The sequence below is a fragment of the Lelliottia sp. JS-SCA-14 genome (assembly GCF_035593345.1).
In the GTDB taxonomy this organism is placed as follows: domain Bacteria; phylum Pseudomonadota; class Gammaproteobacteria; order Enterobacterales; family Enterobacteriaceae; genus Enterobacter; species Enterobacter wanjuensis.
In genome coordinates this window covers 1,132,168-1,145,886 of record NZ_CP141606.1, presented here as the reverse complement: position 1 = coordinate 1,145,886, position 13,719 = coordinate 1,132,168, and the positions used below count along the sequence as shown (strand labels likewise).

General features: G+C 51.8%; 13 protein-coding genes. 10 read left to right on the top strand and 3 right to left on the bottom strand.

What is annotated here, in order from left to right:
- Positions 1 to 44: 44 nt before the first annotated feature.
- The 3 genes from clpP to bolA all read right to left on the bottom strand — a co-directional run bounded on the left by clpP (position 45) and on the right by bolA (position 2,877).
- Entirely contained in the window at positions 45 to 668 is a 624-nt protein-coding gene (clpP, locus tag U9O48_RS05310; RefSeq protein WP_003021624.1) for an ATP-dependent Clp endopeptidase proteolytic subunit ClpP, read from the bottom strand.
- 259 nt (positions 669 to 927) lie between these two features.
- Positions 928 to 2,226, bottom strand: a complete 1,299-nt coding sequence (tig, locus tag U9O48_RS05305) for a trigger factor (RefSeq protein ID WP_095281002.1) — start codon at positions 2,224 to 2,226, stop codon at positions 928 to 930.
- Positions 2,227 to 2,559: 333 nt separating this feature from the next.
- Positions 2,560 to 2,877 carry a transcriptional regulator BolA gene (bolA, locus tag U9O48_RS05300; RefSeq protein WP_012016307.1) on the bottom strand — a complete coding sequence of 106 codons (318 nt, stop codon included), beginning with the start codon at positions 2,875 to 2,877 and terminating at the stop codon, positions 2,560 to 2,562.
- Positions 2,878 to 3,182: 305 nt separating this feature from the next.
- Between bolA and U9O48_RS05295 the strand changes: the two genes are divergently transcribed.
- The 10 genes from U9O48_RS05295 to U9O48_RS05250 all read left to right on the top strand — a co-directional run bounded on the left by U9O48_RS05295 (position 3,183) and on the right by U9O48_RS05250 (position 13,707).
- Entirely contained in the window at positions 3,183 to 3,761 is a 579-nt protein-coding gene (locus tag U9O48_RS05295) for a lipoprotein (protein WP_100777406.1), read from the top strand.
- 46 nt (positions 3,762 to 3,807) lie between these two features.
- Positions 3,808 to 5,283, top strand: coding sequence for a muropeptide MFS transporter AmpG (gene ampG / locus U9O48_RS05290; protein WP_324723730.1), 1,476 nt, complete (start codon positions 3,808 to 3,810; stop codon positions 5,281 to 5,283).
- A 479-nt stretch (positions 5,284 to 5,762) separates the two neighbouring features.
- Positions 5,763 to 6,710: a cytochrome o ubiquinol oxidase subunit II gene (cyoA, locus tag U9O48_RS05285; RefSeq protein ID WP_095280998.1), complete on the top strand. Its 948-nt coding sequence runs from the start codon at positions 5,763 to 5,765 to the stop codon at positions 6,708 to 6,710.
- A 16-nt stretch (positions 6,711 to 6,726) separates the two neighbouring features.
- Positions 6,727 to 8,718, top strand: coding sequence for a cytochrome o ubiquinol oxidase subunit I (gene cyoB / locus U9O48_RS05280; protein WP_282492627.1), 1,992 nt, complete (start codon positions 6,727 to 6,729; stop codon positions 8,716 to 8,718).
- On the top strand, positions 8,708 to 9,322 hold the full coding sequence (locus U9O48_RS05275; RefSeq protein ID WP_095280996.1) for a cytochrome o ubiquinol oxidase subunit III: 615 nt from the start codon (positions 8,708 to 8,710) through the stop codon (positions 9,320 to 9,322). Before cyoB ends, U9O48_RS05275 begins: the two co-directional genes overlap by 11 nt.
- On the top strand, positions 9,322 to 9,648 hold the full coding sequence (locus U9O48_RS05270) for a cytochrome o ubiquinol oxidase subunit IV (RefSeq protein WP_100777410.1): 327 nt from the start codon (positions 9,322 to 9,324) through the stop codon (positions 9,646 to 9,648). The genes U9O48_RS05275 and U9O48_RS05270 overlap by 1 nt, the downstream gene beginning before the upstream one ends.
- An 11-nt stretch (positions 9,649 to 9,659) precedes the next feature.
- Positions 9,660 to 10,547, top strand: coding sequence for a heme o synthase (cyoE, locus tag U9O48_RS05265; protein WP_100777411.1), 888 nt, complete (start codon positions 9,660 to 9,662; stop codon positions 10,545 to 10,547).
- A 485-nt stretch (positions 10,548 to 11,032) separates the two neighbouring features.
- A complete protein-coding gene (locus U9O48_RS05260; protein WP_324723728.1) occupies positions 11,033 to 11,554 on the top strand; it encodes a fimbrial protein in 522 nt (173 codons plus the stop codon).
- A gap of 62 nt (positions 11,555 to 11,616) precedes the next feature.
- Positions 11,617 to 12,138: a fimbrial protein gene (locus U9O48_RS05255; RefSeq protein WP_324723726.1), complete on the top strand. Its 522-nt coding sequence runs from the start codon at positions 11,617 to 11,619 to the stop codon at positions 12,136 to 12,138.
- Positions 12,139 to 12,345: 207 nt separating this feature from the next.
- Positions 12,346 to 13,707, top strand: a complete 1,362-nt coding sequence (locus U9O48_RS05250; RefSeq protein WP_324723725.1) for an MFS transporter — start codon at positions 12,346 to 12,348, stop codon at positions 13,705 to 13,707.
- Positions 13,708 to 13,719: the final 12 nt, after the last annotated feature.

Genomic DNA, 13,719 nt, shown 5'->3' with positions numbered 1-13,719 from the left:
AGTGCCGCCTACCTTAGTATAGCGGCACACTCGCGCCATGGGCATCAATTACGATGGGTCAAAATGGAGTCGACTAAGCCGTACTCAACTGCCTCTGATGCGGAGAGGAAGCGATCGCGCTCGGTATCACGCTCGATCTGCTCAAGTGATTGACCCGTGTGGTGCGCCATAAGTTCATTCATGCGCCCTTTCACTTTCAGAATTTCACGCGCATGAATTTCAATATCTGTCGCCTGACCCTGGTATCCGCCCAGCGGCTGGTGAATCATCACGCGGGAATTTGGCAGACAGAAACGTTTGCCCTTCGCGCCTGCCGTCAGCAGGAACGCCCCCATGGATGCCGCCTGCCCCATACAAATGGTGCTGACGTCAGGCTTGATGAACTGCATGGTGTCGTAGATGGACATCCCGGCAGTGATGACGCCGCCTGGGGAGTTAATATACAGGTAAATGTCTTTTTCCGGGTTTTCCGCTTCCAGGAACAGCATCTGCGCCACAATCAGGTTCGCCATGTGGTCTTCCACCTGGCCGGTCAGAAAGATAACGCGTTCCTTGAGCAGACGGGAATAGATATCAAAAGAACGTTCCCCGCGAGAGGTCTGTTCGATAACCATAGGCACCAGAGCCATATGGGGTGCAAAGTTATCTCGTTCGCCACTGTATGACATTTCCGTCTCCTGGATAAAAATTGGAAAATACCTGCTGTACTGATTGTAACCTTATGGACGGATTATCAGCCAGTCTCATTCATCGTGATTACACACTTATGGGGACGGCATCGCCATATTTCAAGCATAACAATCTTTTGCTGTAACGCTAACACTGAAAGGGCGTTTTAGCACTCTTCCTGGGCTATTACTGCGATAAAAAAACCCGTCACCAGAAGGCAACGGGTTTTTGTTCAAACTTTAAACCGTTGGGGCTGAATTACGCCTGCTGGTTCATCAGTTCGTTGAAAGAAGTGGCTTTTTCAGACACTTTCGCTTTAGCCAGCACCGCTTCAACAGCCTGCTCTTCCAGGGCTACGTTGCGCATGTTGTCCATCAGCTCTTTGTTGCTGCCGTAGAACTCAACCACTTCACGTGGATCTTCGTAAGCAGAAGCCATCTCTTCGATCAGGCCTTTCACGCGGTCTTCGTCAGCTTTCAGCTCGTGGGTACGAATCACTTCGCCCAGCAGCAGACCGACAACAACGCGGCGTTTAGCCTGCTCTTCGAACAGTTCACGAGGCAGTTCCAGCGCTTGCTGCTGGTTGCCACCGAAGCGCTGTGCAGCCTGGCGACGCAGAACGTCAATTTCGCTGTCAATCAGTGCTGCAGGAACGTCGATTTCGTTCGCTTTCACCAGACCTTCGATAGCCTGAGATTTCACACGGTTACGCACGGCGCCGTTCAGCTCGCGCTCCATGTTTTTACGCACTTCTGCACGCAGACCGGCTACGGAACCATCTTCAACGCCGAAACGTTTGATGAATTCTTCAGTCAGTTCTGGCAGTTCGCGCTCTTCAACTTTCTTCAGGTTGATGACGAACTTCGCTGCTTTACCTTTCAGGTTTTCAGCGTGGTACTCTTCAGGGAAGGTCACGTCGATGGTGAACTCTTCGCCCGCTTTGTGGCCTTTGATACCGTCTTCGAAGCCTGGGATCATACGACCCTGGCCCATCGCCAGTACGAAGTCAGACGCTTTGCCGCCTTCGAACTCTTCGCCGTCTACAGAGCCGGAGAAGTCGATGGTGACGCGGTCTTCTGCATCAACAGCGCCGTCTTTGTCTTTCCAGTTCGCCTGCTGCTTACGCAGAGTGTCCAGCATGCCATCAACGTCAGCGTCGGTCACTTCGACAACTGGTTTTTCAACTTCGATGGTTTCCAGACCTTTCAGCTCAACTTCCGGGTACACTTCGAACTCTACGGAGTAGGTGAAGTCTTCGCCCAGTTTGTATTCGCCCGGAACGTAGTTCGGTGCGCCAGCTGGATTGATTTTTTCTTTGATGATGGCATCAATGAAGTTGCGGCTCATCAGGTCACCCAGCACGTCCTGGCGAACAGAAGCGCCATAACGCTGAGCAACGACATTCATCGGTACTTTACCCTTACGGAAGCCGTCAATACGTACTTTTTTTGCTACGTTGACCAGCTCGCTTTTCACAGCAGTTTCGATGCTGTCAGCAGCGATAGTAATCGTTACACGGCGGCCAAGGCCTTGAGTGGTTTCAACTGAAACTTGCATCTTGTTACCTCAAAAAAATCACAGTGCTCGGTCAACTCTGAATTTGTCTCGCAATACCGGGATGCTCACTATTTAGCAGATTCACATTCCCTGTCGCCAGAATCATCCCGAAGACATTCATTAAGACGCGGCATTATAGCGGCATCACTTGGGTGAGTCGAGAACGGTTGGGGCTTCTTGCTGCGGCTTTTTTCACAATTTAAGGCTGTTTTTGGCCTAAAATTCGCCCCACACGTTCAAAACGCAGACAAAACAAAACGGCCCGCAGGCCGTCTTGACATCATTCTGTATGCAACATACTGGAAAAACTCCAGCGGTTGCAAATCGGATTTATCAGGCGATGCTTCCCGCCCCTCGACATGGCGGTGAGGCGAAGATCGTATCCTGCAATCCTTCCCACTCTTTTATGGTGTAAGTATGCAGTGCCAGCGCATGCACGGTGGTGGAGAGTTCTTCCGTCAGCGTTCCGTAGATCATACGGTGACGATTGAGAAAGCGTTCTCCCGCGAAGCGGTCGCTCACTAACACCACTTTGAAATGGCTTTCAGAACCGGCCGGCACATTATGACGGTAGCTCTCATCGACAACTTCGAGGAACACGGGATTAAACGCTGTCCTTAGTTTTTCTTCGATCTGTTCACGTATCATCATGATATTACTCCTCTGACAACGCTGAGATGTCACCCATCCCTTTAAATGTTAGCCGCTTTTACCGCTTCCATTACATCAAGACAACAAATATTTAGCTTTCGTCTGATTTCCTCATTCAAACGGATGAAGTTCACTGTCTCACTCATACGTTTTGTCACCGGTGAGGTGAGGAAAATGTCAGTGGTGGTCAGATTTCAGACAAGACGATGAATTTACATGCGTTGACCACTTCCCCTCGCCGTTGGCGATGTTATGATGGCGACAATTTTTCTCTTTATATGCTAACGATCCGTTGAGAACCTGAAATGTTAAAAAAACTCTTCTTTCCGCTGGTAGCGCTCTTCATGCTGGCTGGTTGTGCCACTCCGCCAACCACCATTGACGTTTCGCCAAAGATCACCCTGCCACAGCAGGACCCTAGCCTGATGGGCGTAACCGTGAGTATCAACGGTGCCGATCAGCGTCAGGATCAAGCGCTGGCGAAAGTGACGCGTGATAACCAGCAAGTCACCCTGACCGCTTCCCGCGACCTGCGCTTCCTGCTGCAGGAAGTGCTGGAAAAACAGATGACCGCTCGCGGTTACATGGTTGGCCCAAGCGGTGCCGTTGATCTGCAGATCATTGTGAACAATCTGTATGCCGACGTTTCACAGGGCAACGTGCGTTACAACATCTCCACCAAAGCCGATATCGCCATCATCGCTACCGCGAAGAACGGCAATAAGATGAACAAAAACTATCGCGCAAGCTACTCGGTTGAAGGCGCCTTCCAGGCCTCCAACCAGAACATTGCTAACGCGGTAAACAGCGTGCTGACCGACACCATCGCCGATATGGCGCAGGACACCAGCATTCACGAATTCATCAAGCAGAACGCGCGCTAATCCCGCACACTGACCCGGCGCTACGCCGGGTCAGTCATATAGAAACATGTCCAGTCATTACTTGCGCATTTTCCAGCAACCTAAATCAGCCATTCTGCTGATCCTTGGTTTCGCCTCCGGTTTACCTCTCGCCCTCACCTCCGGCACGCTTCAGGCCTGGATGACGGTCGAGAATATCGATCTCAAAACCATCGGTTTCTTCTCCCTTGTCGGCCAGGCCTACGTCTTTAAGTTTTTATGGTCGCCGGTGATGGACCGCTATACCCCGCCATTCCTCGGCCGTCGCCGCGGCTGGCTGGTGATGACTCAGGTTCTGCTGTTGCTGGCGATTGCCGCAATGGGGTTCCTGGAGCCGTCAACGCAATTGCGCTGGATGGCCGCGCTGGCGGTGGTAATCGCCTTCTGCTCAGCCTCGCAGGATATCGTATTTGATGCCTGGAAAACGGACGTGTTACCGGCAGAAGAGCGCGGAACCGGTGCCGCGATCAGCGTGCTGGGCTATCGCCTCGGGATGCTGGTTTCCGGTGGGTTAGCCCTGTGGCTGGCGGATCGCTATCTCGGCTGGCAGGGGATGTACTGGCTGATGGCCGCCCTGCTGATCCCATGCATCATTGCGACTTTTTTTGCCCCGGAGCCAAGCGACGTTATTCCGGTTCCTCGTACGCTCGAGCAGGCTGTCGCCGAACCGCTGCGTGACTTCTTCGGGCGCAACAACGCGTGGCTGATTTTACTGCTGATCGTCCTTTATAAGCTCGGCGATGCCTTCGCCATGAGCCTGACCACCACCTTCCTGATCCGCGGCGTCGGTTTCGATGCCGGTGAAGTCGGCGTGGTGAACAAAACCCTCGGCCTGTTTGCGACCATTCTTGGCGCACTTTACGGCGGCGTGTTGATGCAGCGTCTGTCGCTGTTCCGCGCCCTGCTGATCTTCGGCATTTTGCAGGGAGTATCCAACGCCGGTTACTGGCTGCTCTCCATCACCGATAAGAATATGATCAGCATGGCCGCCGCCGTATTCTTCGAAAACCTGTGCGGCGGGATGGGAACGGCGGCGTTTGTCGCGCTGCTGATGACCCTGTGCAATAAGTCGTTTTCCGCGACACAGTTTGCCCTGCTCTCTGCCCTTTCTGCCGTAGGTCGTGTGTATGTTGGCCCGATTGCCGGCTGGTTTGTTGAAGCCCACGGCTGGCCGACGTTTTATCTTTTCTCGGTCTTTGCGGCGGTGCCAGGAATATTACTCCTGCTGGTTTGTCGACAGACCCTGGAATATACCCAGAAAACGGATCACTTTATGCCGCGTACGGAATATCAGCGCGCGTATCGCTTTGCCTTGCGGCTGTTAATGGTCGGCTGTGCGATGCTGGCCCTGTGGCTGATCGTGTTGATAATCAATGCATCCACCCCGCTTACCCTGCCGTTTGAGGCGATCCTGCTGGACGTCGGCGGTCTGCTTGCGGTCGTCGGGATTGTCACCGGCGGTGTCCTTGATTTCATGGCGCTGCGTAAAACCCGGCTGACCTGAAGCAAAAACCGAAAGGTTATTTCCCGTGGTAATAACGCCAGGTAATTATAACGGTGAAATAACCGACGTCCGCTGAAAAAAATATTTGTTGTTTTGTGCGGGATAGTTTTCGGAAATTACAGGAACCCTCAGCGTTTCGCTATTTTTCATTAAACGATTCAGCTTTGGGGAGTTTAAATTTTCGTATTTCAATTGTCTTTTTATTGATGCTTTTTTGTTAATTTATTGTTTATTTTTAACAATGGTTATACCAATTGCCCTGTTTGAGGTATCCTTAAGGGCCCTTTCGTTATAACTCCCGTCCTGTCGGGCTTTTGTCTTAAAAGTAGACATAATTTGCAACACATGTGACACGTGCGGCAGAACCCGGTAACACCTTCCTGACACAGGGCTAATGATGTTTACAGTAATGTAACCTTCCCGTAAAATGCCCCCACACTTTAAACGCCACCAGGTCCCCGTGGAATTGAGGTCGTTAAATGACACTTAGGAAATACAATAAAAGTTTGGGATGGTTGTCGTTATTTGCAGGCACTGTTTTACTCAGTGGCTGTGATTCTGCGCTTCTCGACCCCAAAGGACAGATTGGACTGGAACAACGTTCCCTGATTCTGACGGCCTTCGGCCTGATGATGATCGTCGTTATTCCTGCCATTTTGATGGCAGTTGGTTTCGCCTGGAAGTACCGTGCGAGTAATAAAGATGCGAAGTATAGCCCTAACTGGTCACACTCCAACAAAGTGGAAGCTGTGGTCTGGACGGTCCCTATTCTGATCATCCTGTTCCTTGCCGTGCTGACATGGAAAACCACTCACGCGCTTGAGCCGAGCAAACCGCTGGTTCACGATGAAAAACCGATTACCATTGAAGTGGTCTCCATGGACTGGAAATGGTTCTTCATCTATCCGGAACAGGGTATTGCCACCGTGAATGAAATCGCCTTCCCGGCGAACACTCCGGTACAGTTCAAAGTCACCTCTAACTCCGTGATGAACTCCTTCTTTATTCCGCGTCTGGGCAGCCAGATTTACGCGATGGCCGGTATGCAGACTAACCTGCACCTGATCGCGAATGAAGCAGGCACCTACGATGGTATCTCCGCCAGCTACAGTGGCCCGGGCTTCTCTGGTATGAAGTTCAAAGCTATCGCAACGCCGGACCGTGCCGCTTTCGACCAGTGGGTCGAAAAAGCGAAACAGTCTACCAACACCATGTCTGACATGGCGGCATTCGATAAAGTGGCGACACCTAGCGAATACAACAAGGTGGAATACTTCTCTAACGTGAAACCTGATTTGTTTAAAGACGTTGTGAACAAATTTATGGACCACGGGAAGAGCATGAACATGACTCAGCCAGAAGGTGAGCACAGCTCGCACGAAGGTATGGAAGGCATGGACATGAGCCACGCGGAAACCTCTCACTAAGGGGCCGAGGAAGAAAATGTTCGGAAAATTGACACTGGATGCAGTGCCGTACCATGAACCGATTATCGTGGTTACGATTGCTGCAATTATCATTGGTGGCGCGGCCTTACTGGGCCTGATCACTTACTTCGGTAAGTGGAGCTACCTGTGGAATGAGTGGCTGACTTCGGTTGACCACAAAAAACTCGGTATCATGTACTGCATCGTCGGTATCGTCATGTTAATTCGTGGCTTTGCCGATGCAATCATGATGCGTAGCCAACAGGCACTTGCTTCGGCAGGTGAGGCCGGCTTCCTGCCACCGCACCACTACGACCAGATCTTTACCGCGCACGGCGTGATTATGATCTTCTTCGTGGCGATGCCGCTGGTTATCGGTCTGATGAACGTAGTTGTGCCGCTGCAAATCGGCGCGCGCGACGTGGCGTTCCCGTTCCTGAACAACCTGAGCTTCTGGTTCACGGTTGTCGGTGTAATCCTGGTTAACCTGTCACTGGGTGTGGGCGAATTCGCACAGACCGGCTGGCTGGCATACCCACCGCTTTCGGGAATTGAATACAGTCCTGGTGTTGGCGTCGATTACTGGATTTGGGCGATTCAGCTCTCCGGTATCGGTACAACCCTGACCGGTATTAACTTCTTCGTGACCATTATCAAGATGCGTGCCCCTGGCATGACCATGTTCAAGATGCCGGTATTTACCTGGGCATCTCTGTGCGCCAACATCCTGATTATCGCGTCCTTCCCAATTCTGACGGTTACCGTCGCGTTGCTGACCCTGGATCGCTATCTGGGCACCCATTTCTTCACCAATGATATGGGCGGTAACATGATGATGTACATCAACCTGATTTGGGCATGGGGTCACCCTGAAGTGTACATCCTGGTTCTGCCGGTCTTCGGTGTGTTCTCCGAAATCGCAGCGACCTTCTCGCGTAAACGTCTGTTTGGTTACACCTCACTGGTGTGGGCAACCGTGTGTATTACCGTCCTGTCGTTCATCGTTTGGCTGCACCACTTCTTCACCATGGGTGCGGGCGCGAACGTAAACGCCTTCTTCGGTATTACCACCATGATTATCGCCATCCCGACCGGGGTGAAGATCTTCAACTGGCTGTTCACCATGTATCAGGGCCGTATCGTGTTCCACTCAGCAATGCTGTGGACCATCGGCTTCATCGTCACCTTCTCTGTGGGTGGCATGACCGGCGTACTGCTGGCGGTACCGGGTGCTGACTTCGTTCTGCACAACAGTCTGTTCCTGATTGCGCACTTCCATAACGTTATCATCGGCGGCGTCGTCTTCGGCTGCTTCGCTGGCGTAACCTACTGGTGGCCAAAAGCCTTCGGCTTCACGCTGAACGAAACCTGGGGCAAACGTGCGTTCTGGCTCTGGATTGTGGGCTTCTTCGTGGCATTCATGCCGCTGTATGTGCTGGGCTTCATGGGTATGACCCGTCGCCTGAGCCAGCAGATTGATCCGCAGTTCCACCCAATGCTGGTTGTTGCAGCCTGTGGTGCAGTGCTGATCGCAATGGGTATCGCATGTCAGCTGATTCAGTTCTATGTCTCTATTCGCGACCGCGAGCAGAACCGTGACCTGACCGGTGATCCATGGGGTGGCCGTACGCTGGAGTGGGCAACCTCCTCCCCGCCTCCGTTCTATAACTTTGCCATTGTGCCGCAGATCCATGAGCGCGACGCATTCTGGGAAATGAAAGAAAAAGGCGAAGCGTACAAGCAACCTGCTCATTACGAAGAGATCCACATGCCGAAAAACAGCGGCGCGGGCATTGTGATTGCCGCCTTCGCAACGGTATTTGGCTTCGCCATGATCTGGCATATCTGGTGGCTGGCCATCGCGAGCTTCGCTGGCGTGATCATTAGCTGGATTGTGAAGAGCTTTGACGAGGACGTGGACTACTACGTACCAGTCCGTGAAGTCGAAAAACTGGAAAACCAGCATTTCGATGAGATTTCTAAAGCGGGGCTGAAAAATGGCAACTGATACTTTGGCGCACCCAACTGCCCATGCGCATGACCACGCGCACCACGATACAGGGCCGATGAAAGTCTTCGGCTTCTGGATCTACCTGATGAGCGACTGCATTCTGTTCTGCTGTCTGTTCGCGACCTATGCCGTTCTGGTGAACGGCACAGCGGGCGGCCCGACTGGTAAGGACATTTTCGAACTGCCGTTCGTTCTGGTCGAAACCGCTCTGCTGTTGTTCAGCTCCATCACCTACGGCATGGCGGCGATCGCCATGTACAAAAACAACAAGAGCCAGGTTGTCTCCTGGCTGGCGTTGACCTGGCTGTTTGGTGCTGGATTTATCGGGATGGAACTCTATGAATTCCATCACCTGATTGCTGAAGGCATGGGCCCGGATCGCAGTGGCTTCCTGTCAGCGTTCTTCGCGCTGGTCGGTACCCACGGTCTGCACGTCACATCTGGTCTGATCTGGATGGCGGTGCTGATGTTCCAGGTTTATCGTCGCGGCCTGACCAATACTAACCGCACCCGTATCATGTGCCTGAGTCTGTTCTGGCACTTCCTGGACGTGGTGTGGATCTGCGTGTTCTCGGTTGTCTATCTGATGGGGGCGATGTAATGAGTCATACTAACGATCATGGCGCTTCCCACGGTAGCGTGAAAACCTACATGACAGGTTTCATCCTGTCGATCATCCTGACGGCACTCCCGTTCTGGATGGTGATGAGCGGAACGGCTTCTCACACGGTGATTCTGGGCACGGTCCTGATCTCCGCTGTGGTACAGATTCTGGTGCATCTGGTTTGCTTCCTGCACATGAACACCAAATCCGATGAGGGCTGGAACATGACGGCCTTCATCTTTACCGTGATTATCATCGCTATCCTGGTAGTCGGTTCCATCTGGATTATGTGGAACCTGAACTACAACATGATGGTTCACTAAGAGCGGCGAGTATGTTTAAGCAATACCTGCAAGTAACGAAACCAGGCATCATCTTTGGCAACCTGATCTCCGTGATCGGAGGGTTCCTGCTGGCCTCTAAGGGCAGCATCGATTACACCCTCTTTGCATCCACGCTGATCGGTGTGTCACTGGTGGTTGCGTCCGGTTGTGTATTTAACAACTACATCGACATGGATATCGACAGGAAGATGGAAAGGACCAAGAATCGGGTGCTTGTCAAAGGCCTGATATCTCCTGCCGTCTCGCTGGTGTACGCCACCTTGCTGGGCTTTGCTGGCTTTATGCTGCTGTGGTTTGGTGCCAACCCTCTGGCCTGCTGGCTGGGGGTGATGGGTTTCGTGGTGTATGTGGGCGTCTACAGCCTGTATATGAAACGTCACTCCGTCTACGGTACGCTGATTGGTTCTCTCTCCGGCGCTGCGCCGCCGGTGATTGGCTACTGCGCCGTCACGAACGAGTTCGACAGCGGTGCGCTGATCCTGCTGGCTATCTTTAGCCTGTGGCAGATGCCGCACTCCTATGCCATCGCGATTTTCCGCTTTAAGGATTATCAGGCAGCGAACATCCCGGTTCTGCCGGTCGTGAAAGGTATTTCGGTTGCCAAGAATCACATCACGCTGTACATCATCGCTTTCGCCGTGGCGACGCTGATGCTCTCGCTTGGCGGTTACGCCGGATATAAATATCTGGTGGTGGCTGCGGCAGTGAGCGTCTGGTGGCTCGGGATGGCGCTGCGCGGGTACAAAGTGGAAGACGACAAAGTCTGGGCACGTAAGCTGTTTGTGTTCTCGATTGTCGCTATCACTTCGCTTTCCGTGATGATGTCCGTCGACTTTATGGTGCCAGATTCACACAATTTGCTGACTTACGTTTGGTAAGTCAGCAAGATAATCACGTAAACCTGTAAAAAGTCCTGGTCGCAAGACCGGGACTTTTTTGTTTGCAATGGTCTGTAAATCCAGAGAATCTGGTCAAATTCCCCCCTTCTTCTCTACCTGTAAAAACTTCAGGGTCTACTTTTAGATACCGGGCTCGTTGAGCCACTCTCTCTCCTGATGCAAAATCCTCGCATCAAAGTGAACATTTTTCATTAACCGCAAATGGCGATGGCATTGCTTTTATATCAGGCAATGGGATTTCTTCATGCCGCCTCTGCTCTGAATGAAACTATTATCTTCTGATTTTAATTGGCTAATAAGCAATTCGTTATCACATATATAAATTTTAATTCGATTTATCTATTGATAATTACCGGGATGTAACACCTGCATCTCTCTGAAAAAATGTATACCCAAGGAATGTCGAATAATATCTCGGCAACGGGTGTAGTCAGTCAAAAATATTTATAGGATTAAAATAGATAATGAAGTTATTACGCTTATTTGTTTGTACAGTAAGCCTTTTCTGTACTCTCTGTATCAACGCGCAGGCGACTAGCAGTGCCAGCATCAATGTCTCAGGTAAAGTCATCGCCAGCCCTTGTCAGATCAGCCCGGATGATCTCGTAAAGAATATTAGCCTTGGAGACGAGATTCCCGCAAAAGATGCGGTCGGGACAATGGGTGAACGACAAAAATTCACCATCACGTTAACCGATTGTCCATCCGGCACAAGCAGCGTTATCGCAACATTTAGCGGTACACCTGCAAGCATGCAACCTGATTTTGCTTACGCCAACTCGGCAACAGAGAACGCCGCTAAAAACGTGGCTGTCGTGCTGCAATATAGTGATTCAACTGGGATGGGTAACGGTAAAACCTACAAAGTCGATGTTACCAGCGGTGTTAACCCAGTCTTTTATTTGCAAACGAACGCTTACTCTTTGGGAAATGCAACACCGGGTGATATCAGCGCATCAATTGTGATGAGCTTTGAATATAATTAACAAATATCAAGAGATGCTTTTCTGATTTACTTAAGAACAAATTTACAGGATTAAAATAGACAATGAAATTCTTACGTTTATTTATTTGTGCAGCGAGCCTTTTTAGCACCGTGCTTGTTACAGCTCAGGCCGCAGATAACGTTACCATCAACGTCACCGGGAAAGTCGTTGCGAGTCCCTGTGTGATCAGCCCGGATGATGTTGTCAAAAATATCGATGTTGGAGATGCTATTCCGGCAAATGACGCGGTAGGCGCAATTTCTGCGACACAAAACATCACCATCACCCTGACGAACTGCCCATCAGGTTCCAGCAGCGTAACAGCTACATTTAGCGGCTCGCAATCAGATGTCTTGCCCGAATTTATGTATAACAACACCGCAGCGACCAATGCTGCGGGTAATGTCGGGATTGTTCTGCAACGAAGCAGTACGTCGGGCTTAGGGAATGGCAAGACCTATAAACTGGATATCGTGAAAGGGGAAAACCCGGTCTTCAATATGCAAACTTATGCCTATTCCAAAGGAAACTCCTCACCAGGTGATATCAGCACATCTATTGTGATGGCTCTGGAATATAATTAATCCTTGCAGTTGTCCTTCATTACAATCGGTGAGGGACAGTTTCCCGGGTGTTGCGAAATTTAAAAACCCGCCAATATGAAAGGTTTCTCAGCGCGTTTTTATTCATAGAATAAGGCACTCCAGCCTGTAATATTTATTAAACAACCAACCGTTTACCCCTACCTGCCCAGGCACTACACTAGTGCCTGCTTTTGATCAGAGGTGGTAATGAACGATTATAAAATGACACCAGGCGAACTGCGCGCGACCTGGGGTTTAGGGACTGTTTTCTCGCTGCGCATGCTCGGCATGTTTATGGTCCTGCCTGTTCTGACCACCTATGGTATGGCGCTTCAGGGCGCCAGCGAAGCGTTGATCGGTCTGGCGATTGGTATTTATGGCCTCGCCCAGGCGGTCTTCCAGATCCCTTTCGGATTACTATCCGATCGCGTTGGCCGTAAACCGCTGATCGTCGGCGGCCTGATGATCTTTGTGCTCGGCAGCATCATTGCCGCGCTGTCGGACTCCATCTGGGGCATTATTCTTGGCCGTGCGCTGCAAGGCTCAGGCGCGATTGCCGCCGCCGTCATGGCGCTGCTGTCCGATTTAACCCGCGAACAGAACCGGACCAAAGCGATGGCCTTTATCGGCGTCAGCTTTGGCATCACCTTCGCCATCGCCATGGTCCTCGGCCCGATCATTACCCATAAACTTGGCCTGAACGCCCTGTTCTGGATGATTGCCGTGCTGGCCACCATCGGCATTGCGCTGACGGTCTGGGTCGTACCAGATAGCAAAAATCACGTCCTGAACCGCGAGTCGGGGATGGTGAAAGGCTGCTTTAGCAAGGTCATCGTCGAACCGCGCCTGCTGAAACTCAACTTCGGCATTATGTGCCTGCACATCCTGCTGATGTCCACCTTCGTGGCCCTGCCCGGCCAGCTGGCGGCAGCTGGGTTCCCGGCGGAAGAGCACTGGAAAATCTATCTGGTGACGATGCTGATCTCCTTCGCCTCCGTCGTGCCTTTTATCATCTACGCCGAAGTGAAACGCCGCATGAAGCGCGTGTTTCTTGGGTGCGTGGCGCTGCTGTTAATCGCGGAAATTGTGCTCTGGGGCTCCGGCCCGCACTTCTGGGAACTGGTCCTTGGCGTGCAGCTGTTCTTCCTTGCGTTCAATCTGATGGAAGCCCTGCTGCCGTCGCTGATCAGTAAAGAATCCCCTGCCGGATACAAAGGTACGGCGATGGGGATTTACTCCACCAGCCAGTTCCTGGGTGTCGCCATCGGCGGCTCGCTCGGCGGCTGGGTAGACGGATTATTTGATTCGCAGACCGTGTTTCTCGCGGGCGCGCTGCTGGCAATGGTCTGGCTGCTGGTCGCCAGCACCATGAAAGAGCCGCGCTATGTCAGCAGCCTGCGAGTGGAAATCCCGGACGGTATAGAGATAAGCGACACGCTGAAACAACGGCTGGAAGCCACAGAAGGGATAAGTGAAGTGTTAATCGTCCCGGAAGAGCGCAGCGCTTACGTCAAAATCGACAGTAAAGTCACCAACCGCTTCGAAGTGGAGCAGGCTATCAAAGCCTGAAAAAATGCCCGG

Coding starts and splice junctions, on each gene's coding strand:
- clpP (WP_003021624.1), bottom strand. CDS start 668: ATGTCATACAGTGGCGAACGAGATAACTTTGCACCCCATATGGCTCTG.
- tig (WP_095281002.1), bottom strand. CDS start 2,226: ATGCAAGTTTCAGTTGAAACCACTCAAGGCCTTGGCCGCCGTGTAACG.
- bolA (WP_012016307.1), bottom strand. CDS start 2,877: ATGATGATACGTGAACAGATCGAAGAAAAACTAAGGACAGCGTTTAAT.
- U9O48_RS05295 (WP_100777406.1), top strand. CDS start 3,183: ATGTTAAAAAAACTCTTCTTTCCGCTGGTAGCGCTCTTCATGCTGGCT.
- ampG (WP_324723730.1), top strand. CDS start 3,808: ATGTCCAGTCATTACTTGCGCATTTTCCAGCAACCTAAATCAGCCATT.
- cyoA (WP_095280998.1), top strand. CDS start 5,763: ATGACACTTAGGAAATACAATAAAAGTTTGGGATGGTTGTCGTTATTT.
- cyoB (WP_282492627.1), top strand. CDS start 6,727: ATGTTCGGAAAATTGACACTGGATGCAGTGCCGTACCATGAACCGATT.
- U9O48_RS05275 (WP_095280996.1), top strand. CDS start 8,708: ATGGCAACTGATACTTTGGCGCACCCAACTGCCCATGCGCATGACCAC.
- U9O48_RS05270 (WP_100777410.1), top strand. CDS start 9,322: ATGAGTCATACTAACGATCATGGCGCTTCCCACGGTAGCGTGAAAACC.
- cyoE (WP_100777411.1), top strand. CDS start 9,660: ATGTTTAAGCAATACCTGCAAGTAACGAAACCAGGCATCATCTTTGGC.
- U9O48_RS05260 (WP_324723728.1), top strand. CDS start 11,033: ATGAAGTTATTACGCTTATTTGTTTGTACAGTAAGCCTTTTCTGTACT.
- U9O48_RS05255 (WP_324723726.1), top strand. CDS start 11,617: ATGAAATTCTTACGTTTATTTATTTGTGCAGCGAGCCTTTTTAGCACC.
- U9O48_RS05250 (WP_324723725.1), top strand. CDS start 12,346: ATGAACGATTATAAAATGACACCAGGCGAACTGCGCGCGACCTGGGGT.